General features: G+C 67.7%; 18 protein-coding genes and 6 tRNA genes. 10 read left to right on the top strand and 14 right to left on the bottom strand.

The window, feature by feature from the left end; all coding sequences use genetic code 11:
• Positions 1-50 precede the first annotated feature (50 nt).
• From HH110_RS16865 to HH110_RS16840, 6 genes are all read right to left on the bottom strand, one after another.
• Positions 51-135, bottom strand: a tRNA-Leu gene (locus HH110_RS16865).
• A 290-nt stretch (positions 136-425) separates the two neighbouring features.
• A tRNA-Lys gene (locus HH110_RS16860) sits at positions 426-501 on the bottom strand.
• 161 nt (positions 502-662) lie between these two features.
• Positions 663-738, bottom strand: a tRNA-Lys gene (locus HH110_RS16855).
• A gap of 80 nt (positions 739-818) precedes the next feature.
• Positions 819-895 (bottom strand) — tRNA-His (locus HH110_RS16850).
• 36 nt (positions 896-931) lie between these two features.
• Positions 932-1,008, bottom strand: a tRNA-Arg gene (locus HH110_RS16845).
• A gap of 45 nt (positions 1,009-1,053) precedes the next feature.
• A tRNA-Pro gene (locus tag HH110_RS16840) sits at positions 1,054-1,130 on the bottom strand.
• A 178-nt stretch (positions 1,131-1,308) separates the two neighbouring features.
• Here HH110_RS16840 and HH110_RS16835 point away from each other — a divergent pair.
• A complete protein-coding gene (locus HH110_RS16835; protein ID WP_176990732.1) occupies positions 1,309-2,067 on the top strand; it encodes a Bax inhibitor-1/YccA family protein in 759 nt (252 codons plus the stop codon).
• Positions 2,068-2,207: 140 nt separating this feature from the next.
• Here HH110_RS16835 and HH110_RS16830 read toward each other — a convergent pair whose 3' ends face one another.
• The 3 genes from HH110_RS16830 to grxC all read right to left on the bottom strand — a co-directional run bounded on the left by HH110_RS16830 (position 2,208) and on the right by grxC (position 4,224).
• Positions 2,208-3,215: an isocitrate dehydrogenase gene (locus HH110_RS16830; protein ID WP_176990731.1), complete on the bottom strand. Its 1,008-nt coding sequence runs from the start codon at positions 3,213-3,215 to the stop codon at positions 2,208-2,210.
• Between the two features lie 320 nt (positions 3,216-3,535).
• The gene (locus tag HH110_RS16825) at positions 3,536-3,928 is read right to left on the bottom strand and encodes a carboxymuconolactone decarboxylase family protein (RefSeq protein ID WP_019185812.1); all 393 of its coding nucleotides are present in this window, start codon (positions 3,926-3,928) and stop codon (positions 3,536-3,538) included.
• Entirely contained in the window at positions 3,925-4,224 is a 300-nt protein-coding gene (grxC, locus tag HH110_RS16820; protein ID WP_019185813.1) for a glutaredoxin 3, read from the bottom strand. Before grxC ends, HH110_RS16825 begins: the two co-directional genes overlap by 4 nt.
• Before the next feature lie 142 nt (positions 4,225-4,366).
• Between grxC and HH110_RS16815 the strand changes: the two genes are divergently transcribed.
• From HH110_RS16815 to lpxH, 8 genes are all read left to right on the top strand, one after another.
• Entirely contained in the window at positions 4,367-6,007 is a 1,641-nt protein-coding gene (locus HH110_RS16815; protein ID WP_176990730.1) for a M48 family metalloprotease, read from the top strand.
• Positions 6,008-6,094: 87 nt separating this feature from the next.
• Positions 6,095-6,784, top strand: coding sequence for a phosphate regulon transcriptional regulator PhoB (gene phoB, locus HH110_RS16810; protein ID WP_123728486.1), 690 nt, complete (start codon positions 6,095-6,097; stop codon positions 6,782-6,784).
• 98 nt (positions 6,785-6,882) lie between these two features.
• On the top strand, positions 6,883-8,223 hold the full coding sequence (gene phoR / locus HH110_RS16805) for a phosphate regulon sensor histidine kinase PhoR (RefSeq protein WP_176990729.1): 1,341 nt from the start codon (positions 6,883-6,885) through the stop codon (positions 8,221-8,223).
• Positions 8,220-10,301, top strand: coding sequence for a polyphosphate kinase 1 (gene ppk1, locus HH110_RS16800; protein WP_176990728.1), 2,082 nt, complete (start codon positions 8,220-8,222; stop codon positions 10,299-10,301). The genes phoR and ppk1 overlap by 4 nt, the downstream gene beginning before the upstream one ends.
• Before the next feature lie 217 nt (positions 10,302-10,518).
• Positions 10,519-12,045 carry an exopolyphosphatase gene (gene ppx / locus HH110_RS16795; protein WP_176990727.1) on the top strand — a complete coding sequence of 509 codons (1,527 nt, stop codon included), beginning with the start codon at positions 10,519-10,521 and terminating at the stop codon, positions 12,043-12,045.
• A 147-nt stretch (positions 12,046-12,192) separates the two neighbouring features.
• Positions 12,193-13,332, top strand: a complete 1,140-nt coding sequence (locus HH110_RS16790) for a glycosyltransferase family 1 protein (RefSeq protein WP_176990726.1) — start codon at positions 12,193-12,195, stop codon at positions 13,330-13,332.
• Complete coding sequence (locus HH110_RS16785; RefSeq protein WP_176990725.1) at positions 13,313-13,846, top strand: phosphatase PAP2 family protein; 534 nt, start codon at positions 13,313-13,315, stop codon at positions 13,844-13,846. The genes HH110_RS16790 and HH110_RS16785 overlap by 20 nt, the downstream gene beginning before the upstream one ends.
• Before the next feature lie 86 nt (positions 13,847-13,932).
• Positions 13,933-14,676: a UDP-2,3-diacylglucosamine diphosphatase gene (gene lpxH / locus HH110_RS16780; protein ID WP_176990724.1), complete on the top strand. Its 744-nt coding sequence runs from the start codon at positions 13,933-13,935 to the stop codon at positions 14,674-14,676.
• A gap of 39 nt (positions 14,677-14,715) precedes the next feature.
• Here the strand turns inward: lpxH and HH110_RS16775 are convergent, their stop codons facing one another.
• Positions 14,716-15,972 carry a zinc-dependent metalloprotease gene (locus tag HH110_RS16775; protein WP_176990723.1) on the bottom strand — a complete coding sequence of 419 codons (1,257 nt, stop codon included), beginning with the start codon at positions 15,970-15,972 and terminating at the stop codon, positions 14,716-14,718.
• Positions 15,973-16,249: 277 nt separating this feature from the next.
• Here HH110_RS16775 and HH110_RS16770 point away from each other — a divergent pair, with 277 nt between their 5' ends.
• Complete coding sequence (locus HH110_RS16770; RefSeq protein ID WP_176990722.1) at positions 16,250-17,698, top strand: DUF2235 domain-containing protein; 1,449 nt, start codon at positions 16,250-16,252, stop codon at positions 17,696-17,698.
• On the opposite strand, the gene HH110_RS16765 is transcribed toward HH110_RS16770, so the two are convergent.
• Genes HH110_RS16765 through HH110_RS16750 form a run of 4 tightly spaced genes read right to left on the bottom strand, consistent with a single transcriptional unit; the run spans position 17,671 to position 21,898 of the window.
• On the bottom strand, positions 17,671-18,531 hold the full coding sequence (locus tag HH110_RS16765; RefSeq protein WP_176990721.1) for a ferritin-like domain-containing protein: 861 nt from the start codon (positions 18,529-18,531) through the stop codon (positions 17,671-17,673). The two genes, HH110_RS16770 and HH110_RS16765, sit on opposite strands and share 28 nt — an antisense overlap.
• Before the next feature lie 9 nt (positions 18,532-18,540).
• On the bottom strand, positions 18,541-20,007 hold the full coding sequence (gene purF, locus HH110_RS16760) for an amidophosphoribosyltransferase (protein ID WP_019185825.1): 1,467 nt from the start codon (positions 20,005-20,007) through the stop codon (positions 18,541-18,543).
• Between the two features lie 30 nt (positions 20,008-20,037).
• On the bottom strand, positions 20,038-20,823 hold the full coding sequence (locus tag HH110_RS16755; RefSeq protein WP_194243808.1) for a CvpA family protein: 786 nt from the start codon (positions 20,821-20,823) through the stop codon (positions 20,038-20,040).
• A 49-nt stretch (positions 20,824-20,872) separates the two neighbouring features.
• Positions 20,873-21,898: an SPOR domain-containing protein gene (locus HH110_RS16750; RefSeq protein WP_176990719.1), complete on the bottom strand. Its 1,026-nt coding sequence runs from the start codon at positions 21,896-21,898 to the stop codon at positions 20,873-20,875.
• Positions 21,899-21,955 lie beyond the last annotated feature (57 nt).

Here is a 21,955-nt window from a genome sequence, read left to right as displayed (position 1 = left end):
CCGATCCGGGACGTGCCCATGGTCATGGTGCCGGCGAAAACGCCCTGCACTGGTGCGAAAGGGGGGACTCGAACCCCCACGCCTTGCGGCACTGGAACCTAAATCCAGGGCGTCTACCAATTCCGCCACTTTCGCGAGTTTTCCACTCAGGCGCGCATTGTTGCAGGCCCGGGCCGAAAGCAGAAGCGCCTTGAAAAGAAAAAGCCGCCTGGCTGACCAGGCGGCTTCTGTCTTGGTGGGGTAGCTGCTGCGCATTCGCGCTGCAGCCCCACGATTTGCTGCGCAAATCGCGGGCCCCTCTTATCAGCCCCCACATCCCCGCGGCTTTGCCGCGCCCCCTTGACTCAAGGGGGCTCTTCTCCAGCCTGCGTCAACGCCTGTCGGACAAGAAAAAAGCCGCCTGGCGGACCAGGCGGCTTCTGTCTTGGTGGGCTGTCAAGGATTCGAACCTTGGACCTATTGATTAAGAGTCAACTGCTCTACCAACTGAGCTAACAGCCCGAAAATCGGGAGGCGAATTATGCAGGATGTCCTGCACGCGACGCAAGCGTTTTGTTTGAACGGAGGGCGAATGGCGCCTGAAGACGCACAGCGACCAGCCTGGTCAACACGATGTCTTGAACAAGAAAAAAGCCACCGGGCGGACCCGATGGCTTCTGTCTTGGTGGGCTGTCAAGGATTCGAACCTTGGACCTATTGATTAAGAGTCAACTGCTCTACCAACTGAGCTAACAGCCCTGAAAACTCAGGCGCACATTGTAGCGTGTGTGCTGCCTTTTGCAACCCTGATTCACTTTCGGTGAACCAGTTTGAATCAGTGGGGTGGCTGAGGGGACTCGAACCCCCGACCACCGGAATCACAATCCGGAACTCTAACCAACTGAGCTACAGCCACCACTGAAAACCTTTATCTCCTACCGCTTGCACCGGATGGTGCGCCCGACAGGAATCGAACCTGTAACCGCCGGCTTAGAAGGCCGGTGCTCTATCCAGTTGAGCTACGGGCGCTCGGTCCGGATTGTCGCACTCCAATCCCGATTTGAGCAGCGGGCTTGGTCGGGGTAGAGGGATTCGAACCCCCGACATCCTGCTCCCAAAGCAGGCGCGCTACCAGACTGCGCTATACCCCGGCGGTTTGTTTCCCTCCGGGGTTCCCCCCGAAAGAGCCGCCTATTGTGGGAATCGGTGTGGCATCTGTCAACGGTTTTCACACATCAATTCACATCCCGTCATCGCCGATGGCGGCTTGGGCTATGCTCGGGTCAGCGGCCGGATGGCCGAACCCCTACCCCTTCAAGGAGATTGGCAATGCGCAGCGGCAATCCCGCACTTTCCGAGTCGACCTTCCTCGACCTGGCCAGCGGCTCGGTCGTGGCCCGCCCCGACCAGGTGATGACCATCAACGGCACCGTCAACAAGACCGGCCTGCTGTTGCTGCTCACCGTGCTGACGGCCGCCTTCGCGTGGAGCCAGTCGGTCGATGCGGACGGCCTGCCCACCTCCAGCGCCATGCTGTACACGCTGGTCGGTGCGATCGGCGGCCTGGTGCTGGCCCTGGTGACGGTGTTCAAGAAGGAATGGTCGCCGGTCACCGCGCCGATGTACGCGCTGGTGGAAGGCCTGTTCCTCGGCGCGATCTCGGCGATGTTCAATGCCAAGTTCCCCGGCATCGTGATGCAGGCGGTGATGCTGACCTTCGGCACCCTGTTCGTGATGCTGGCGGTCTACCGCAGCGGCCTGATCAAGGTCACCGAGAACTTCAAGCTGGGCGTGGTGGCCGCGACCGGCGGCATCGCGCTGCTGTACCTGGCCTCGTTCGTGCTGAGCTTCTTCAACATCAACGTGCCGATGATCCACGAAGGTGGCTGGCTGGGCATCGCCTTCAGCCTGTTCGTGGTGGTGGTGGCGGCCTTGAACCTGGTGCTGGATTTCGACTTCATCGAAACCGGTGCCGAGGCGCGCGCGCCGAAGTTCATGGAGTGGTACGGCGCGTTCGGCCTGATGGTTACGCTGGTGTGGCTGTACGTGGAATTCCTGCGCCTGCTGTCCAAGATCCAGCAGCGCTGATCCACGCACCCGCAGGGACATGACGAAGGCGCCGCAAGGCGCCTTTTTCATGCCTCCGCCGCGTGTCGCGACACAGGCAACAGGCAACAAAAAAGCGGGACGCCGAAGCGCCCCGCTTTCTGGACAACCGACCCGCGCGCTTACAGGCGGCTGGCGATGGCCTGGGCGAAGCCCATGGTGTTGCCGGTGCCGCCCAGGTCGCCGGTCAGCGAATCCTTGGCTTCCAGCGTGGCCACGATGGCCTTGCGCAGGCGCTCGGCGTTCTCGACCTGGCCGACATGGTCCAGCATCTGTGCGGCGGCCAGCAGCAGCGCGCACGGATTGGCCTTGCCCTGGCCGGCGATGTCCGGTGCGGTGCCGTGCACGGCTTCGAAGATCGCCGCGTTCTCACCGATGTTGGCACCCGGGGCCAGGCCCAGGCCGCCGACCAGACCGGCACACAGGTCGGAGATGATGTCGCCGAACAGGTTCGTGGTCACGATGATGTCGAACTGTTCCGGACGCATCACCAGCTGCATGCAGCAGTTGTCGACGATCATTTCCTGGAACTCGATCTCCGGGTACTTGGCCGCCACTTCGCGGGCCACAGCCAGGAACAGGCCCGAGGTCGACTTGATGATGTTGGCCTTGTGCACGGCGGTGACCTTCTTGCGGCCGGTGCTGCGGGCCAGCTCGAAGGCGTAGCGCACGATGCGCTCGGAGCCCTTGCGGGTGATGCGGGTGCCGGAGAAGGCGGTCTCGCCATCGGCCGAGACTTCCTGGCCTTCGGCCAGATACGCGCCTTCGGTGTTCTCACGGACGGTGATCAGGTCCACGCCGTCGCCGAAACGCGACTTGGTGTTCGGGAACGAGACGGCCGGACGCACGTTGGCGTACAGGTCGAAGTGGCGACGCAGGCTGACGTTGATCGAGGTGAAGCCACCACCGACCGGCGTGGTCAGCGGGCTCTTCAGCGCGATCTTGTTGCGTGCGATCGACTCCAGGGTGGAGGCCGGCATCAGATCGCCGTGCTTTTCCAGCGCGACCAGGCCCGCGTCGGCGTCTTCGTATTCAAAGCCGGTGTCCAGCTTGCCGAGCACGAACAGGGTAGCGTCCATGATCTCCGGGCCGATGCCGTCACCGCGGATGACCGTGATTTTCTGCGTCATTGATGTGTATTCCGAACCGAGGGGGAGCGCCGTCCGTGAGGTGCGCGAAGCGCGGGCGCAAGGGAAGTTTCATCGGCAATTATGCCTTACCCGCCCAATGGACCCCAAATGGGCCATTGGTCCAAGGCGGGTAAGGCAGAATTGCCCGCGCGCCCGGCAGCCAGAGGGGATGAACGATGCGTAGCCACCGACCGTTGGTCGGTGGGAACGGGGTCTCGAACATGAACGGCGCACTGCTGGGGTGCCGATATCGCTGAGGACGCCGAAGCAGCCGACCAACGGTCGGCTTCTACCGGGGTGGGGCCATCACGGCCCCGACATCAATGCTCGTGAACGGCCGGCGCTTCGGCGCCGCCTTCGAGCTGGTCCAGGAAATCCACGGCGCGGCGCAGGTGCGGGATCACGATCGAGCCGCCGACCACCAGGCCCACGGAGAAGGTCTCGAAGAACTCCTCGCGGGTCACGCCGGCGTCCTTGCACTGGGCCACGTGGTAGCTGATGCAGTCATCGCAGCGCAGCACCATCGAGGCGACCAGGCCCAGCAGCTCCTTGGTCTTCACGTCCAGCGCGCCGGCCTGGTAGGTCTGGGTATCGAGCGCGAAGAAGCGGCGCACGACCTGGTTGGGTTCGCCCAGGATCCGCTGGTTCATGCGCTGGCGGAACTCGGTGAATTCGGCGATGCGGTCCTTGCTGCCGTCGTCGGCCGCGCTCATGCCGGGTCCTGCCCGGCCAGCAGCGGCTCCAGCTTGCCGGCGCGGTGCAGGGCCATCATGTCGTCGTAGCCGCCCACATGGACCTCGCCGACGAAGATCTGCGGGACGCTGGTACGGCGGGTCTTGGCCATCATCTTCTCGCGCTCGACCGGGTCCAGGTCGATCCGGACCTCGGTCCAGTCGCGGCCCTTGCTCTTCAGGAAGTTCTTGGCGGCCACGCAGTACGGGCACACCGCGGTCGAGTAGATGGTGATGGCGGGTGCGCCACCGGGGGTGGAAACAGCATCTTGGCTCACGGGAAACTCCACAGCGGAACGTTGGTCTGTATATGGTAGCGGTCCGCTGGATTTTCCACGTCACCGTCGCAACACTGTGGTTTAACTGCAGGTTGCCGTCGCTCTGTCACGCTGTCGCCCGCCTTCCCCCCAGGAGCTTCGTTTGCGCCCCTTGCTGCTCTCTGCCGCGTTGACCCTGGCCTTGGCCGTGCCGCTGGCCGGGGCGCAGGAAAACAAGCTGCCGGACATCGGCTCCTCGGCCGGCGAGCTGCTGACCCCGGCCCGGCAGGCCGAGTACGGCGGGATGATGCTGCGCGAACTGCGCAACTACGGCTATCTGCTCGACGACCCCCTGGTCGACGACTGGCTGCAGACCATGGGCGCCCGCCTGGGCTCCAACAGCGCCCAGCCGCGCCAGTCCTACACCTTCTTCATGCTCAAGGACCGGCAGATCAACGCCTTCGCGACCCTGGGCGGCTATATCGGCGTGAACGCAGGCCTGGTGCTGACCGCCGAACGCGAAGACGAGGTGGCTGCGGTGCTGTCCCACGAAATCGCCCACGTCACCCAGCAGCACGTGCTGCGCGGGGTTGAGCGGGCCCAGCGCGACCAGATCCCGATCCTGCTGGGCATGCTCGCCGCGATCGTGGCCGCGCAGCAGGCCGGCGGCAATTCCTCCGGCGACGCCACCATGGCCGCGATCACCTCCGGCATGGGGCTGATGCAGCAGCGCCAGATCAACTACACCCGGTCCAACGAATCCGAGGCCGACCGCCTGGGCATCCGCACCCTGGCCCGCAGCGGCTACGACGTGGATGCCATGGCCGGCTTCTTCGAGCGCATGTCGGCCTCGATGCGCGGCAACCAGGGCGGTTACAGCGTCCCCGACTTCCTGCAGACGCACCCGGTCACGACCACCCGCATCAGCGAGGCCAAGGCCCGCGCCGAGCAGATGAAGAAGGACACGGTGCTGCTCACCACGGAAGTGCCCGGCGGGGTCCGCCAGGAGCGGGTCAACCCGGCCGATCCGGCGCTGTCGGACCCGCTGGTGCGGCGGAGCAACCCGTTGCTGCCCGCCTCCATGCAGATTTCGGTCAATTCCCTCAGCCGCGGCAGCACCGGCCAGTTCGAATGGGCGCGCGAGCGCCTGCGCGTGCTCAGTGCCGACACGCCTGGCGATGTGATCCGTGAGTACGAGAGCCTGCAGCGCGCGCAGAAAAACGGGCTCACCGAGCCCCAGCGCTACGGCTTGGCCCTGGGCCGGCTGCGCAACAGCGCGGCCGCCCAGGCCAGCCGCGACCTGGGCGAGCTGCTGCGCGACCACCCGGACAATGTCTGGGTGGCGCTGGCGCTGGGTGAGGCGGAGTCGCGCAGCGGCCAGCCGGCGCAGGCCAACGCCCGGTTCGAAACCCTGATGCGCCAGCACCCGGGCAGCCGGCCGGTGGCGCTGACCTATGCGGCCATCCTCAATGAACAGGGCGGACGCGAGGCCGGCCAGCGCGCGCAGGCGATGCTGCGCCCGATGCTGTCGCAAAGCGGCAATGATCCGGTCTTCCAGCAGCGGTTCGCCCGCGCCAGCGAGCTGGCCGGCGACACCACCCGGGCCAGCGAGGCCTACGCCGAGGCCGCCTTCCTGAGCGGCCGCCCGGAACAGGCCCTGATCCAGCTGCAGGCGCTGAAGCGGCAGCCGAACCTGGATTATGTCGGCCGCGCCCGTGTCGATGCCCGGATCGAGAGCATCACCCCGACCGTGCTGGAGATGCGCCGCCAGGGCGTCGACGACCCGGAGCTGGACCGCCGCTGAGGGCCGCCCGGCACCCCGTCACAAACCTGTCATGAAACCGTAGTCTACTGGGCTCAATCCCGATCTGATGAGTAATACGGTGGGCATGTGCAGAAACGCATCCTGATCGTCGATGACGAACCCGCGATCCGCGAAATGGTCGCCTTTGCCCTGCGCAAGGGCGATTACGACCCGATCCATGCCGGCGACGCCCGCGAGGCGCAGACCGCCATCGCCGATCGCGTCCCGGACCTGATCCTGCTGGACTGGATGCTCCCGGGCACCAGCGGCCTGGACTTGGCCCGGCGCTGGCGCAAAGAAGCCCTCACCCGCGAGGTGCCGATCATCATGCTGACCGCGCGCGGCGAAGAGAACGACCGCGTCGGTGGCCTGGAGGCCGGTGTCGACGACTACGTGGTCAAGCCGTTCTCGGCGCGCGAACTGCTGGCCCGCATCCGTGCGGTGATGCGCCGTGCCCGCGACGATGACGAAGACGGCAGCGTGGCCGTCGGTACGATCCGCATCGATGGCGCCGCTCACCGCGTCTTCGCCGGCGACCAGCCGGTCCCGATCGGTCCGACCGAATACCGCCTGCTGCACTTCTTCATGACCCATCCCGAGCGTGTCTACACCCGTGCCCAGCTGCTGGACCACGTGTGGGGCGGCAGCGTGTACGTGGAGGAGCGCACCATCGACGTGCACATCCGCCGCCTGCGCAAGACGCTGGAGCCGTTCGCCGCGGAGAACATGGTGCAGACCGTGCGTGGCGCCGGCTACCGGTTCTCCACCTCGACCTGAGTCTCGCCGGGCCGGAACCGGGCGCGCATGCCCGGTTCCGGCCACTCCTGCTATAACCTTGGATCGATTCCGAGGCCCGCACTTTCTGCGAGACCGCAATGCCCCGCCACATCCGTTCTGCCTGGTTGAAAACGCTGGCCACCCTCGCCGCCCTGCTGCTCGCGGCCGGCTTGCTGGGCCTGGCGGTCGGACATGTCTGGATGTGCATCGCACTGGCCTCGATCGGTGCGCTGACCTGGCATTACTGGCGGTTGCGCCGGGTGCTGCGCGGGCTCACCGCGCGCCATCGCTGGGACATGGGTGACGGCACCGGTGTGTGGAACGAACTGGACCGCCTGCTCTACCGCAACCAGTGGGAAATGCGCACGCGCAAGCGGCGCCTGCTGGACATGCTGCGCAGTTATCGCGCCGCCGCCGCAGCCCTGCCCGACGCGGTGGTGGTGGTCGACCGCAACAGCCAGCGCGTGCAGTGGTTCAACGAATCGGCCACCTCGCTGCTCGGCCTGCACCATCCGGGCGATCTCGGTGAAGCGCTGGTCGAACGCCTGCAGCCGATGCCGCTGGCGCACTGGCTGGCCGGTGGCCGCAACGCCGAACCGATCCTGGATGTGCCCTCGCCGGTCGACCCGGCGATCCGCCTCAACCTGCGCCTGATCCCCTACTCGCCCGACTACTGGTTGCTGATCGCGCGCGACGTCAGCAAGCTGCTGCGGCTGGAGCAGGTGCGCCGCGACTTCGTCGCCAACGTCTCGCATGAACTGCGCACGCCGCTGACCGTGGTGCACGGTTACCTGGACATGATGGATCCGGAGGACTTCCCCGGCACCGGCCCGATGCTGGAGGAGATGCGCAAGCAATCCCAGCGCATGGCGCAGCTGGTCGAAGACCTGCTCACCCTGTCGCGGCTCGAATCGCAGGAACACACCGAAGCCGAAGCCGTGGCGATGACCCCGATGCTGGCCACGCTGCGCCGCGAAGCCGAAGCGCACAGCCAAGGCCGCCACCAGATCAGCATCATCGACACCGCCGGCGTGGACCTGCAGGGCTCCAACAAGGAACTGCACAGCGCGTTCTCCAACCTGGTCACCAACGCGGTGCGCTATACGCCCGCCGGGGGCCGCGTGGAAGTCGAGTTCGCGCGCGAAGGCGATGGCGTGGTGCTGTCGGTGCGCGACACCGGCTACGGCATCCCGGCCAACCATCTGCCGCGCCTGACCGAACGCTTCTACCGCGTCTCCAGCAGCCGCTCGCGCGAGAGCGGCGGCACCGGGCTGGGGCTGTCGATCGTCAAGCACATCCTCGGCCTGCACCATGCCCGCCTGGAGATCCAGAGCGAGGTGGGTAAAGGCAGCACGTTCTCCTGCCATTTCGATGCCGACCAGGTGCGTGCGCGCTCCGAGGCCGTCTCCCTTCCTTCTTCTGAAGACTTTTCCGCATGAGCACTCCTGTTCCCGTCGCCGTGCCTGTGGACGGCGATCCGCTGCGCGATCCCGCGCTGTACATCAACCGTGAACTGTCCCAGCTGGATTTCAATTTCCGCGTGCTGGCCCAGGCAATGGACCCGCAGGTGCCGCTGCTGGAGCGCCTGCGCTTCATGTGCATCTCCTGCACCAACCTGGATGAGTTCTTCGAAATCCGCGCGGCCGCGGTGCGCCATGCGCAGGAGTTCGGCCTGCCGCCCGCACCGGATGGCATGACGCCGCAGGCGATCCTCAACGCGATCCACGACCGCGCCGCGCAGCTGGTCGACCAGCAGTACCGCTGCTGGAACGAGACCCTGCGCCCGGCGCTGCACGAGGCCGGCATCGACGTGCTCGGCCGGCACTCCTGGAACCACCGCCAGAAGCGCTGGCTGCGTGCGTACTTCCGCAACGAGATCATGCCGGTGCTGTCACCGCTTGGCCTGGATCCGTCGCATCCGTTCCCGAAGATCCTCAACAAATCGCTGAACATCGTGGTGGTACTCAAGGGCACCGACGCGTTCGGGCGCGCCGGGCATCTGGCGATCGTGCGGGCGCCGCGGTCGCTGCCGCGCATCATCCAGCTGCCGGAAAAACTCGGCGGCCCGCAGACCTTCGTGTTCCTGTCCTCGGTGCTGTCGACCTTCGTCGATGAAATGTTCCCGGGCATGGAAGTCCAGGGCGCGTACCAGTTCCGCGTGACCCGCAATTCCGAGCTGGTGGTGGACGAGGAAGAAGTCGAAAACCTGGCCCTGGCGCTGCGCGACGAACTGGTCGACCGCGGCTACCGCCCGGCGGTCCGGCTGGAGATCGCACAGGACTGCCCGCGCGACATTGTGCGCACCCTGCTGCAGAACTTCGGCCTGACCGAGAATGCGGTCTATCGCATCGACGGCCCGGTCAACCTCAACCGCGTGATCCAGCTGTACGACGTGATCCAGCGGCCGGAACTGAAGTATCCCTCGCTGAGCCCGCGCGTCCTGCGCGACAGCGATGGCATCTTCGAGATCGTCGCGCGCCGGGACGTGCTGCTGCACCATCCCTTCGATGCGTTCACCGCCGTGCTGGATGTGATCAAGCAGGCCGCGGTCGACCCGAACGTGCTGGCGATCAAGCAGACCCTGTACCGCACCGGCAAGGATTCGCTGATCGTCGATGCGCTGATCCAGGCCGCACGCAACGGCAAGGACGTCACCGTCGTCGTCGAGCTGCGCGCGCGCTTCGATGAGGAAGCCAACCTCGGCCTGGCCGACCGCCTGCAGGAAGCCGGTGTGCAGGTCGTCTACGGCGTGGTCGGGTTCAAGACCCACGCCAAGATGCTGCTGATCGTGCGCCGCGAAGGCCGCAAGCTGCGCCGTTACGTGCATCTGGGCACCGGCAACTATCACAGTGGTACCGCACGGGCCTACACCGACCTGAGCCTGATCACCGCCGATCCAGACATCGGCAACGATGTGCACCTGCTGTTCCAGCAGCTCTCCGGGCTGGCCCCGCGGATGAAGCTCAAGCGCCTGCTGCAGTCGCCCTTCACCCTGCACCCGGGCCTGCTGCAGCGGATCGAACGCGAAACCCGCCTGGCCGCCAGTGGCCGTCCGGGGCGGATCATCGCCAAGATGAACGCGCTCAACGAACCGCAGATGATCCGCGCCCTGTATGCGGCCTCGCAGGCCGGCGTGCAGATCGACCTGATCGTGCGCGGCGCGTGCACGCTGCGACCGGGCGTCCCCGGCGTGTCGGACACCATCCGGGTGCGCTCGATCGTCGGCCGCTTCCTGGAGCACAGCCGGGTCTACTGGTTCGGCAACGACGGCGCCTCGGAGCTGTTCTGCGCCAGCGCGGACTGGCTGGAGCGCAACCTGCTGCGCCGGGTCGAGACCTGTTTTCCGATCCTGGACCCGGAGCTGGCGCGCAAGGTCTACCGCGACGTGCTGCAGAACTACCTGGACGACAACCTCAACGCCTGGGAACTGCAGGCCGACGGCAGCTACATCAAGTGCACGCCGGGCCATGACGAGCCGCCACACGCGGCGCAGATGGCCCTGCTGCAGGGCCTGTAGGTACCGACCGTTGGTCGGTACGCGTTGATTGCCCTGGTCGGTTCGCGTTGATTGCCCTGGTCGGTACGTTTTTGCGTGCCGACCAACGGTCGGCACCTACCGGTTCTGCCGTTTGGCGGGCAGCCGCCGGCCCCTTCGATGCGACCGGTCGTCGCAGCCGGCCCATGTGAAGGGCGCGCGGTGACTTCGCGACCCACCCTTCGGCTAACATTCGCAAATGCCGCATACCTCCACGACTCCGCCCGCTTTGCAGGATGGCGACCTGCTCGCCGCCATCGACCTGGGATCCAACAGTTTCCACATGGTCATCGCGCGATACACCCTCGGGCAGTTGCGGGTGGTCGACCGCCTGCGCGAGACCGTGCGCATGGCCGATGGCCTGGATGGCAAGGGCGGCCTGTCCGCCGAGGCCCGCCAGCGCGCGCTGGAATGCCTGGCCCGGTTCGGCCAGCGCATCCGCGCGATCCCCTCGGTGCGGGTCCGCGCCCTGGCCACCAACACTGTCCGCCAGCTGCGCTCGCCGCAGGCTTTCCTGATGCCGGCCGAAACCGCGCTCGGACATGCGATCGAAGTGGTCAGCGGCCGCGAAGAGGCACGCCTGATCTACCTGGGCGTGGCCCATGCGCAGCCGCCCAAGCCGGACCAGCGCCGGCTGGTGATCGACATCGGCGGTGGCTCCACCGAATTCATCATCGGCCAGGGCATGCAGACCCTGGAGCGCGAAAGCCTGCAGGCCGGCTGCATCGCCAGCACGCGGCGCTTCTTCCCCGGCGGCAAGCTGAGCAAGAAGCGCTGGAAGGATGCGCTGACCGAAATCGGCGCGGAGTTCCAGCAGTTCGCCAACAAATACCGCGCCCTGGGCTGGCACGAAGCGCTGGGCTCGTCGGGCACGCACAAGGCGATCAGTGAAATCTGCGCCACCATGAAGCTGAGCAAGGGCGCGATCACCGCCGAAGCCCTGCCGCAGTTGCGCGATGAACTGCTCAAGGCCAAGCGCATCGAGGACATCGACCTGCCCGGCCTGTCCGCCGATCGCCGCCCGATCATCGCCGGCGGCATCCTTGTGCTCGAAGCGGCCTTCCAGGCGCTGGGGCTGCAGAAGCTGCTGGTCAGCAAGGCGGCCATGCGCGAAGGCATCCTGTACGACATCCTCGGCCGCGCCAGCGAGAACGACCTGCGCGACGAGTCGGTCGCCGCGCTGACCCAGCGCTACGGCATCGACACCGTGCAGGCCGACCGCGTGGAAAGCACGGCCATGAACCTGCTCGCCCAGGTCGAGGAAAGCTGGCAGCTGGACCCGGACGATGCGCGCATGCTCGGTTGGTCCGCGCGCCTGCACGAGCTCGGCCTGATGATCGCGCACAGCGGGTATCACGTGCACGGCAGCTACGTGCTGGAGAACTCGGACATCGCTGGGTTCTCGCGGCAGGAACAGCAGCTGCTCGCCGCACTGGTGCGCAGCCATCGCCGCAATATCTCCAAATCCGCCTTCGACGCGCTGCCCGAGCGCCTGCTGCAGCCGGCACGGCGCATGACCGCGCTGCTGCGCCTGGCGGTCCTGCTCAACCGCGCGCACGAAGACACGCCGATGCCCGCGCTGGAACTGACCGCGGATGACGCTCGGCTGTCGCTGATCCTGCCGCAGGCGTACATCGATGCGCGTCCGCTGCTGCGCGCGGATCTGATCGGCGAAACCGAGGGCATGGCGGGGCTCGGCGTACAGTTCCGCCCCTTCGTCGCCTGACCGCCTGACCGCGTGACCGCGTGACTGACACGGCCCTGCGGGGCCGTGAGGCTGCCGGCCAGGGAGCGGCGTCATGCCGGCGTCATACGGCGGTCATGTCGGCTACATCGCCCGGCCCCAGCATGCACGGCATACCGGAGGCCCGCCATGCGCTACGCCATCGTCACCGAAACCTATCCCCCTGAAGTCAACGGCGTTGCGTTGACCGTGCAGGGCCTGGAACTGGGGTTGCGCGCCGCCGGCCACCAGGTCGATCTGGTCCGCCCGCGGCAGTCATCGGATGTCGACGCGGCCGAGGGCACCGTCCTGGTCACGGGTGCCAACCTGCCGCGCTATCCCGGCCTGCGCTTCGGCCTGCCCGCGCCGTCCCGCCTGACCCGCCAATGGCAGCAGCAGCGCCCGGATGCGATCTACATCGCGACCGAGGGCCCACTGGGCTGGTCGGCCCTGCGCACCGCACGCCGGTTGGGAATTCCGGTCGCCACCGGCTTCCATACCCGCTTCGACGAATACCTCCCCGACTACGGCGTGGCCTGGCTGCAGGCCGCCGCGCTGCGCTGGATGCGGCGCTTCCACAACCAGGCCGACGCGACGCTGGTGCCGACCCAGGAACTCCAGCAGTTCCTCGGCGAACAGGGTTTCGACCGGGTCCGCCTGCTGGCACGCGCGGTGGACAGCAGCCAGTTCGAGCCCGAGCGCCGCGACCCGGCCCTGCGCGAGGAATGGGGCATCGATGGCAACGGCTTCGCCGCGATCTACGTCGGCCGCATCGCGCCGGAGAAGAATCTCGGGCTGGCAGTCAAGGCGTTCCGCCGGCTGCAGCAGGTGCGGCCCAAGGCACGCTTCGTGTTCGTCGGCGATGGCCCGGCGCGGGCCAAGCTTGCCCACGACAACCCGGACTTCATCTTCTGCGGCGTGCAGCGCGGCGATGCGCTGGCGCGCCACTTCGCCAGCGGCGATCTGTTCCTGTTCCCCAGCCGCAGCGAGACCTTCGGCAACGTCACCCTGGAAGCGATGGCCAGCGGCGTGGCCACGGTCGCCTTCGACTACGGCGCCGCCCGCGAGTACCTGCGCACCGATGACAACGGCATCGCCGTGAACGACGACACCGAATTCGTGACCGCCGCCGTGCAGCTGGCCGGCGATGACGCCCTGCGCCACCGGCTCGGCCGCAACGCCGCCACCGCGATGAAGCGGTTGCATCCACAGCAGGTGGTGGCCGAGTTCGATGCCCTGCTCGCCGAACTGGCCCAGGCCCGGAGGCCGCATGCCGACCACGCCGCTTGATGCCCTGCGCGGGCACGAAACGCGCTGGTGCCGACGCGCCAACCACTACTGCCGGCGCCGCCGTGTCCGGCATGCCTTTGCGGTGATCAGCCGCCTGGGCGATGGCGTGTTCTGGTACGCACTGATGGCCGGGCTGGTGCTGCTGGACGGCTTCGATGGTCTGCGCGCCTCGCTGCACATGGCCGCCACCGGCCTGATGGCCCTGCTGCTGTACAAGGGGCTCAAGCGCTGGACGCGACGCCCGCGTCCGTTCGCCGCCGATCTGCGCATCCGTGCCTGGGTGGCGCCGCTGGACGAGTTCAGCTTCCCGTCCGGGCACACCCTGCATGCGGTGTCCTTCACGATCGTGGCGCTCGCCTACTACCCGTGGCTGGCACCGCTGCTGGTGCCGTTCACCGCGCTGATCGGGCTGTCGCGGGTGGTGCTGGGCCTGCACTATCCCAGCGATGTGCTGGCCGCGACCGGGATCGCCGCGCTGCTGGCCGCCGCCAGCCTCCAGTGGCTGCCGTTGTAGCGGCTGTCGCCGCGCGCCCTTGAATCACGCGGGCTCTTCACCCTGCAGCGATGCCTCGTCCCGTGATCCCGTTTTACAATGTGGGCATGACCACGCTGTTCATCTCCGATCTGCACCTGGACCCGAGTCGTCCAGCCATCACCGACCTGTTCCTGGCCTTCCTGCGCGATGAAGCGATGCAGGCCGATGCCCTGTACATCCTGGGCGATCTGTTCGAAGCCTGGATCGGCGATGACACGCCCTCCCCGGCCGCCGATGCGGTGGCGATCGCGCTGCATGCCGTGGCCGATGCCGGCGTGCCGGTGTATTTCATCCGCGGCAACCGCGATTTCCTGGTCGGCGAGGACTACGCGCGGCGCGCGGGGTTCACGATCCTGCCCGACCCGAGCGTCATCGATCTGTATGGCCGCCCGGTGCTGCTGCAGCACGGCGACCTGCTGTGCACGGACGATGTCGCCTACCAGCAGTTCCGCGCGCAGACCCGCGATCCCGTGTTCCAGGCGCAGTTCCTGTCGCAGCCGCTGGCCGCGCGCATCGCGTTCGCACAGAAGGCGCGTGACGCCAGCCAGGCGCGGCAGTCGGAAATGAAGCAGGGCGACCGCGCCCAGTTCGAAACCGTCACCGACGTTGCCCCCGCGGAAGTCGATGCCACCTTCGGCCGCTATGGCGTGGACACGATGATCCACGGCCACACCCATCGCCCGGCCATCCATCCACTGCAGGCCGGCGGCCGCGACTGCACCCGCATCGTGCTGGGCGACTGGTACGAGCAGGGCTCGGTACTGCGCGTCACGCCGGAAGGCTGGACGCTGGACGCGCTGGCCGGCTGATACCCGCGACGGCGTACGGCCGCCGCGGGGAGGCGCAGATCAGCGGAACGCGGCCACCGCCGCCTTGGTGTTGACCAGGACGCGCTGGTTGTCGGCGCTGCTGGCGATACCCGTCGGGATCCCGTTGTACGTGATGTTCGGGTTGGACCAGTAGTTCAGGCGCGGGCAGCTGCGGGTGCAGTTGTAGGCCATGATCGTGCGCCAGCCGGTGCCGGTCGCCGGCTCGTAACGGTACCCATGCCCGTAGGCATACGGCGACGTGCTGGAGTCGGTGGCAATGTCATGCCGCGCGCTCTGCAGATGGCCGATCTCGTGCGCGAAGGAGTAGTAGCCGGTGGCGCAGTCCCAATGCACCGCCGCGAACGCGGTGGCTGCGGTGGAGCCGATGCCCGAGGCCAGCCCGCACGAGCTGGCGTTGTTGATCACCAGCACCGCGACATCGGCGCGGGTGGTGTTGCGGCTGGCGTGGATGCTGTCCATCACGCCATCGCTGGTGTTGCGGAAGCGCGCCAGATCGGTGGAGAAACTGCTGGACTCGGCATAGCTGGTGGTCTCGTACCCGGCCAGCTGCAGGGTGATGCCGACATTGCTGTTGCTGTAGCCCTGGTTGGACTCCGCCACGGCCAGCTGCACCAGCGACTGCATGTTGCCGCCGTAGGCCGCGACCGCACCGTTGGTGGCCACCACCAGCACACGGATGGTGGCCGGGGTGCCCGATGACGCCGCGGCGATACCGGCCCGGTCACCGGCCGGCATCGCGATGGTGGGCAGGCTGTTGTAGTCGGCCGGATGGTCGGCCGGCATGCGCGCCTCATCCACTTCCACCAGCACATGCCGCCCATCGCTGACCGGACGCAGCCGGTACAGCTGGCCGTCCCTGCGGATCGAGCCGGTTACCGTATCGCCGTTGCGCACCAGGATCACGGAGTTCATCGGATCCGGGGCGCCGGCCTTGAGCAGCCGTGCGCCGGCGCGCGTGCCGATCTGGCCGTACCAGATGCTGCCGCCATCGGCGAGCGTCTCCACCCGGCTCTGCAGGGCCTGCACCGGCTGCCCCAGCAGTTCAAACTCCAGTTGCTTCTGCGCCGACACCACCGCCGCCGCATCCACGCGCACCTCCTGCACCGCGCTGGTCGACGGCGCGCCCATCAGCGCCTGCAGGGCGGGTTGCTGGGCGGTGCCGGCCCGGGTCAGCACCGTGACCGGCTCGAACAATGGGGCGGCGGCGGCGCCACCGGCGCCCAACAGACACAACGCGATCACACCTGCGGCCTTGCTCATCGAACTGGACATCATGTCGCCTCTCTTTGAGTGAAAAACGGAGTGGAGTCGGTTTGCTGCAATCCGCCGGGCGAGCCGGCCTGCCCATCTGGCGCGACGCGGTCGTGTGAATTCAATAGCAATTGCAGATGGGATTCCGGAACTGTGATCGACCGCATCTTGGTTCAGGGAGGTCATGACGGCCCGCCGGTGCTGTCGCGGCGCGTGGATTCCGCGCTACCTTAGCCAAGCATCCTCGGGGAACAGGGACGACATCGCGGTGGCAGCTACCCAATCCACATCGGCGCCGACGGTGTCGCTGCATATCGGCCTGTTCTTCGACGGCACCCGCAACAACGCCGACAACCTGCATTGCGCGTCGCGCCCGGCCGGGGCCACGACGCCCGCACCGCGGCCGCCCGCCGTGATCGCCGATGATGCATCGCCCTACCAGAGCCGGTTGACCAGCAGCTACAGCAATGGCCTGACCAACATCTCGCGGCTGCAGGCGCTGTACCCCGATCACCGGCAGATGCCGCCGGTGGGCGACACGCTGGCGCTGTCGATCTACATCGAAGGGGTGGGCACGCGCACCGGTGAGGAAGACGATCTCATGGGGCTGGCGTTCGGGATCGGCCGCACGGGCGTGCGCGCCAAACGCCGCCAGGCGCTGGAGCAGCAGCTGCCCGAGGCGCTGCGCCAGCTCGCCCGCGCCCAGCCCGGCCGCACGCTGGGCAGCGTGCGGGTGGATCTGTTCGGCTACTCGCGCGGCGCGGCCAGCGCGCGCGATGCGGTGAACGTGCTCAACGCGCCCGCAGCCGCCGCATGGCTGCGCGAACAGCTGGTGCGATCGGGCTGGGCGCTGGCACCGGCATTTCCCGGCACCGCGCACCCGGTGAGGTTCGTGGGGCTGCTTGATACCGTGGTGGCGATCGGCCGCCAGCATCGCGATGAGATGCCGGCGGTCGCGCTTCCCGCAGGGTGTGCGGACAAGGTCGTGCAGCTGGTGGCGCGCGACGAACACCGTGAGCACTTCGCACTCACCAGCGTCGCGCCCGAACATGAAGAGATCGCGCTGCCGGGCGTGCACGCCAACATCGGCGGCGGCTACGACCAGCGCATCGAAGGCCCCAAGCTGCTCAGCCGTCCGCAGGGGCAACTGCTGCGTGGCAACGGATTGGCGCCCGGCGCGGTGCCGCCGCTGGACCTGCTGCGCGCGACCACGGTGTACCGCAGCGCACAGGCCACGTGCCGTCGTTGGCAGCGCGCACTCGGCCTGGGCGATGACGCGATCTGGGTCGACGTGTGGCATCAGTGGCAGCCGCAACGCCGCGTCGAGAGTCGCAGCGTCCTGCCGCAGCCCACCCTGCGTGCGTATGCGGCGGTGGTGCTGCGCCGCGAGATCGATGCGCGTTATCAGTTCATTGCGCTGCGGCTGCTGCACCAGCGTGCCGCGGCCGCCGGGGTGGCGTGGACAACCTCTCCGGACGCACTGCCTGCCTTGGCGCTGCCAGCGGAACTGCAGCCCATCGCCGCCCGGCTGCTGGCCGGCACGCCACTCGATCCCGCGCAGGAACGCCTGCTGCGCCAGCGCTACCTGATGCAGTCGGCACATTGGAACTTCGATGCGCTGGGCGACACCGCCCTGCTCTATGCCGCCGATGCGGGCACCCGGGAACTGCCGTATCGGCCGGGCCCCGGGTTGTTCTACATCAACCGGCCGACCGGAAACGGTCAGCGCGTGGTGCTGGCCAACACCTGACCACGCAGTTCGGTCTGTTCGATCATCTCGGCGAGTTCTTCCTCGTCGAAGCCGGCCAGCAGGCGCGCTTCCAGGTTGAACGGGCCATACAGGAAGCCGCCGGCGTATTCCTTCAGCAGCGCCATGAAACGCGGGCGCGGCTCGACCCCTTCGCGCGTGCAGTACCAGCGGTACCAGCGCGAGCCGGCGGCGACGTGCGCCACTTCTTCGCGCAGGATGATTTCCAGCACATCGGCGGTGGCGTGGTCGCCCCCGGCGCGCAGTTTCACGATCATGCCCGGCGTGACATCCAGCCCGCGCGCTTCAAGCACGCGCGGCACCAGCGCCATGCGGGCCAGCCCGTCGTGCGCCGTCTTCTCGCACATTTCCCACAGGCCGTTGTGCGCGTCGAAATCGCCGTAGGCATAGCCGTTGGCCTGCAGCCGATCGTGCAGCAGCATGAAGTGGCGCGATTCGTCATCGGCCACGCTGACCCAGTCGGCATGGAAGGAGGTCGGCAGGCCACGGAAGCGGTAGACCGCATCCCAGGCCAGGTCGATCGCGTTGAGTTCGATATGCGCGATGGCGTGCACGAACGCCGCACGCCCTTCCACGCTGCCGAGGCCACGCCGCGGCAGATCGCGCGGGTGGACCAGGATCGGCTTGGCGGGGCGCCCCGGCATCCGGATCGGGTCCGGTGCCGGCGCATCGGCCGGTGCCTTGAGGCGACCGGCGCGGAACTGCACGGCGTAGTGCTGGGTCAACGCGACCTTGCGCAGTGGATCCGGCTCGGCCAGGCAGTGCTGCGCGGCCTGCAGCAGATCGCCGGCCGCGGTATCCAACACATCACTCATGCCCTGCCCTCAGGCGCGACGCTTGTGCTTGGCATCGTCCGAACGCAGCTGCTGGATGCGCTCGAAATAGCCCGGCTCGATCCCGGTCGGGTAGACGCCGTTGAAGCACGAGGAATCGAACGATTTCAGCTCCGGGTTGCCTTCGCTCACCGCCGCTTCCATGTCCTCGATGTCCTGGTAGATCAGCCAGTCGCAGCCCAGGTGCTTCTCGATTTCCTCGATGCTGCGGTTGTGCGCGACCAGTTCTTCGGCGGCCGGCATGTCGATGCCGTAGATGTTCGGGTAGCGCACCGGCGGCGCCGCGCTGGCCAGGTAGACCTTGCGCGCACCGGCGTCGCGCGCCATCTGCACGATCTGCTGGCTGGTGGTGCCGCGCACGATCGAGTCGTCCACCAGCAGCACCACGCGGTTGCGGAACTCCAGGTGGATCGGATTGAGCTTGCGGCGCACCGACTTCACCCGCTCACCCTGGCCCGGCATGATGAAGGTGCGGCCGATGTAGCGGTTCTTGATGAAGCCTTCGCGGTACTTCACCCCGAGCGTGTTGGAGATCTCCAGCGCGGCATCGCGCGAGGTATCCGGGATCGGGATGATGGTGTCGATGTCGTGGTCCGGGCGCAGGCGCAGGATCTTCTCGCCGAGCTTGATGCCCATGCGCATGCGCGCCTTGTGCACCGAGACGTTGTCGATCATCGAGTCCGGGCGCGCGAAGTACACGTACTCGAAGATGCACGGGCTGTGCTCGACCGGCTCGGCGCAGACTTCGGAGAACAGCTCGCCGCGCGCGGTGATCACCAGCGCTTCGCCCGGGCGCACGTCGCGCACGCGCTGGAAGCCGAGCACGTCGAGTGCGGCCGATTCGGAGGCCACGATGTATTCATCGCCTTCGGCGTGGGCGCGCTTGCCCAGCACCAGCGGACGGATGCCATGCGGATCGCGGAAGGCGACCAGGCCCAGGCCCAGCACCACGCTGATCACCGCATAGCCGCCCTTGACGCGACGGTGCACGGCGGCCACGGCGCGGATCGCCGCTTCCGGGGTCAGCTGGCGCTGCGCATCCAGTTCGAAGGCGAACACGTTCAGCAGCACTTCGCTGTCCGAATCGGTGTTGACGTTGCGGCGGTCCTGCTCGAACACCTGCTGGCGCAGGGCTTCGGTATTGATCAGGTTGCCGTTGTGGGCCAGCGCGATGCCGTACGGCGAGTTCACGTAGAACGGCTGCGCCTCGTCCATGCCTTCCGAACCGGCGGTGGGGTAGCGCACGTGCGCGATACCAACGCGGCCTTCCAGCGTGGACATCCGCTTGGCATCGAACACATCGCGTACCAGGCCATTGGCCTTCTGCACGCGCAGGCGGGTGCCGTCGGCGGTGGCGATGCCGGCCGCGTCCTGGCCACGATGCTGGAGGACGGTCAGGCCGTCATACAACTGCCCGGCGACGTTCTGGTTGCCGACGATTCCGACGATGCCACACATGGTGCGAATTCTCCGCTGGGCTGCGCCCATTTACTGTGAAGGTGGCCGTGCCTGGCCGGGGGAACCGCTCCGTGCCGGATCGGTGGGATCCGGGCGCACGAGCGCCGGATCGATGTTGTCGGGGCTACCTGGGTGAGACCCACGCGCCGATACGTCGGCGGGGTCTCCCCCCTGCTGTGGGGTCTCGTCCAGCGGTCGCGGCCATCCGCGCCCGGCCAGCAGTCCGTCAAGCACACCATTATCGCCTGTCAGCAGCGGCTTGCCCAACTCCGAGCCGGGAAGTTGCGCCATGTTCACGTCAGGCAGCGCCATCGGCATGCCCTGCAGGTTGGGCAGCTGGGGCATGTCGGGCATCTGCGGCATCCTGGCCTGCAGCCAGCCCACACCGGGGCTGAGCATCGCGCGCAGGTTGGAATCACGCCAAGCTGCCTCGCGCGGCAACGGCGTATACGAGGCGATCAGCAGCAGCAGGCAACCGATCAGGCCGCCACGGGCCAGGCCCAGCACGCCGCCGAGCATCCGGTCGGCGCCGTTGAGGCTCGTCGAACGCACGGCCTGTCGGATCACCAGGCCGATGGCCCACACCGCCACCATCACCAGCAGGAACACGCTCAGGTAGCCCGCGAAGAGGTGCCCGGTACCGGGCGCCGCCGGCGCCGACCACCAGCCCGCGGCCGCCGTGCCGAACATCAGCGCCGCCCAGCTGCCGAGCAGCCAGGACAGGGTGCTGATGAGGATGCTGACGAAGCCGCGCATCACCCCGAGCAGGGTCGAGATGCCGATCACCGCCAACAGTACGAAATCGATCACGCGCATCCTCCGGGGAGGAACGTTCGAGCCTCACGGCACGGGCGCATGGCCGGCATCAGGGATGCGGCCGGACCATGCCGGCGACGCCGACCTTGGCAGCCACCTGGGCCTTGAGGTTCTCCGCATCGCCGCGGTTGGCGACCGGCCCGACGCGGACCCGGTTGAGGGTGCCCTTGTCGGTGCGGACCTGCTCGACGAAGGCGCTGAAGCCGGCGGCACGGACCTTGTCACGCAGCGCGTTGGCCTCGGCGGCCTGGCCGAAGGCACCCAGCTGCACGGCGAAGCCGACGCTGCTGGCGGCAGGCGCAGCCGGGGCAGCCACCGGCGGCGCGGCGGCCGTTTCGGGCTTGGGTGCCGGGGCCGGCTTGGGCTCGGGCTTCGGTGCAGCCGGCTTCGGTGCCGGGGGGGCCGCCGCGACCGGTTCGGCCGGCAGGGATTCGGTTTTCACGGTGTTGCCGGACGGCGCAGCGGCAGCGCTGGAGGCGGTCGGCGCCGTCGCAGCGGGTGCAGCGGCCGCCGGGGTGGCGGCGACCGCGGTATCGGCGCGCGCATCCAGGGTGATGACTTCGGCCTTGACGTCGTTGCGCACCTTCACCGCCTGCAGGCGGCCTGCTTCGGCCAGCGCGCGGTCGGCATAGGGGCCCACGCGGACACGCCAGGCCTGGCGGCCGTTGATCGTGGCCGGCTCGCGGAAGCCCGCCAGCTGGGCGCTCTTCAGCGTAGCGATGACGCGGTCGGCGTCGGCTTCGCTGGCGTACGCGCCAAAGCTCACCGCGTAGTTGCCCGCTGCCACGGCCGGCGAGGTATCGGCCGGCGCCGGATCGGCGGCGGCGGCGCTGTCGGCCAATGGCTGGGTGGTCGATGCCCCGCTCTGCAGGCCGGTGGCGCCACCGGTCGGTGCGACCAGCGGCAGCTCGCGGGTTTCGAACTGGCCATCGGATGGCGCGGCCGGTGCGCTGATCGGCACGTTGGCAACGCCACTGTCAGGCGCGGGACCCTTGACGAGCATGGGCAGGAAAATCACGGCCAACGCCACCAGGACGATGGCACCAATCAGTCGCTGTTTCAGAGGAGTATCCACGTGAAGGCAGGCAGGCGGCGCGGCGGAATGCCACGGGGATTATACGGGTGTGCGCGT

It is taken from the genome of Stenotrophomonas sp. SAM-B (genome assembly GCF_013387485.1).
GTDB classification, from domain to species: Bacteria; Pseudomonadota; Gammaproteobacteria; order Xanthomonadales; family Xanthomonadaceae; genus Stenotrophomonas; species Stenotrophomonas maltophilia_AA.
Note: the sequence above shows the minus strand (reverse complement) of the source record. Positions and strands in the feature narration are given on the sequence as shown.

Excerpts from the sequence above, each read along its gene's own strand:
- HH110_RS16755 (WP_194243808.1), bottom strand. The coding sequence starts at position 20,823 with ATGCGCGTGATCGATTTCGTACTGTTGGCGGTGATCGGCATCTCGACC.
- lpxH (WP_176990724.1), top strand. The coding sequence starts at position 13,933 with ATGACCACGCTGTTCATCTCCGATCTGCACCTGGACCCGAGTCGTCCA.
- phoR (WP_176990729.1), top strand. The coding sequence starts at position 6,883 with ATGCCCCGCCACATCCGTTCTGCCTGGTTGAAAACGCTGGCCACCCTC.
- HH110_RS16775 (WP_176990723.1), bottom strand. The coding sequence starts at position 15,972 with ATGATGTCCAGTTCGATGAGCAAGGCCGCAGGTGTGATCGCGTTGTGT.
- HH110_RS16790 (WP_176990726.1), top strand. The coding sequence starts at position 12,193 with ATGCGCTACGCCATCGTCACCGAAACCTATCCCCCTGAAGTCAACGGC.
- ppk1 (WP_176990728.1), top strand. The coding sequence starts at position 8,220 with ATGAGCACTCCTGTTCCCGTCGCCGTGCCTGTGGACGGCGATCCGCTG.
- ppx (WP_176990727.1), top strand. The coding sequence starts at position 10,519 with ATGCCGCATACCTCCACGACTCCGCCCGCTTTGCAGGATGGCGACCTG.
- purF (WP_019185825.1), bottom strand. The coding sequence starts at position 20,007 with ATGTGTGGCATCGTCGGAATCGTCGGCAACCAGAACGTCGCCGGGCAG.
- HH110_RS16830 (WP_176990731.1), bottom strand. The coding sequence starts at position 3,215 with ATGACGCAGAAAATCACGGTCATCCGCGGTGACGGCATCGGCCCGGAG.
- HH110_RS16835 (WP_176990732.1), top strand. The coding sequence starts at position 1,309 with ATGCGCAGCGGCAATCCCGCACTTTCCGAGTCGACCTTCCTCGACCTG.
- HH110_RS16825 (WP_019185812.1), bottom strand. The coding sequence starts at position 3,928 with ATGAGCGCGGCCGACGACGGCAGCAAGGACCGCATCGCCGAATTCACC.
- HH110_RS16765 (WP_176990721.1), bottom strand. The coding sequence starts at position 18,531 with ATGAGTGATGTGTTGGATACCGCGGCCGGCGATCTGCTGCAGGCCGCG.
- HH110_RS16785 (WP_176990725.1), top strand. The coding sequence starts at position 13,313 with ATGCCGACCACGCCGCTTGATGCCCTGCGCGGGCACGAAACGCGCTGG.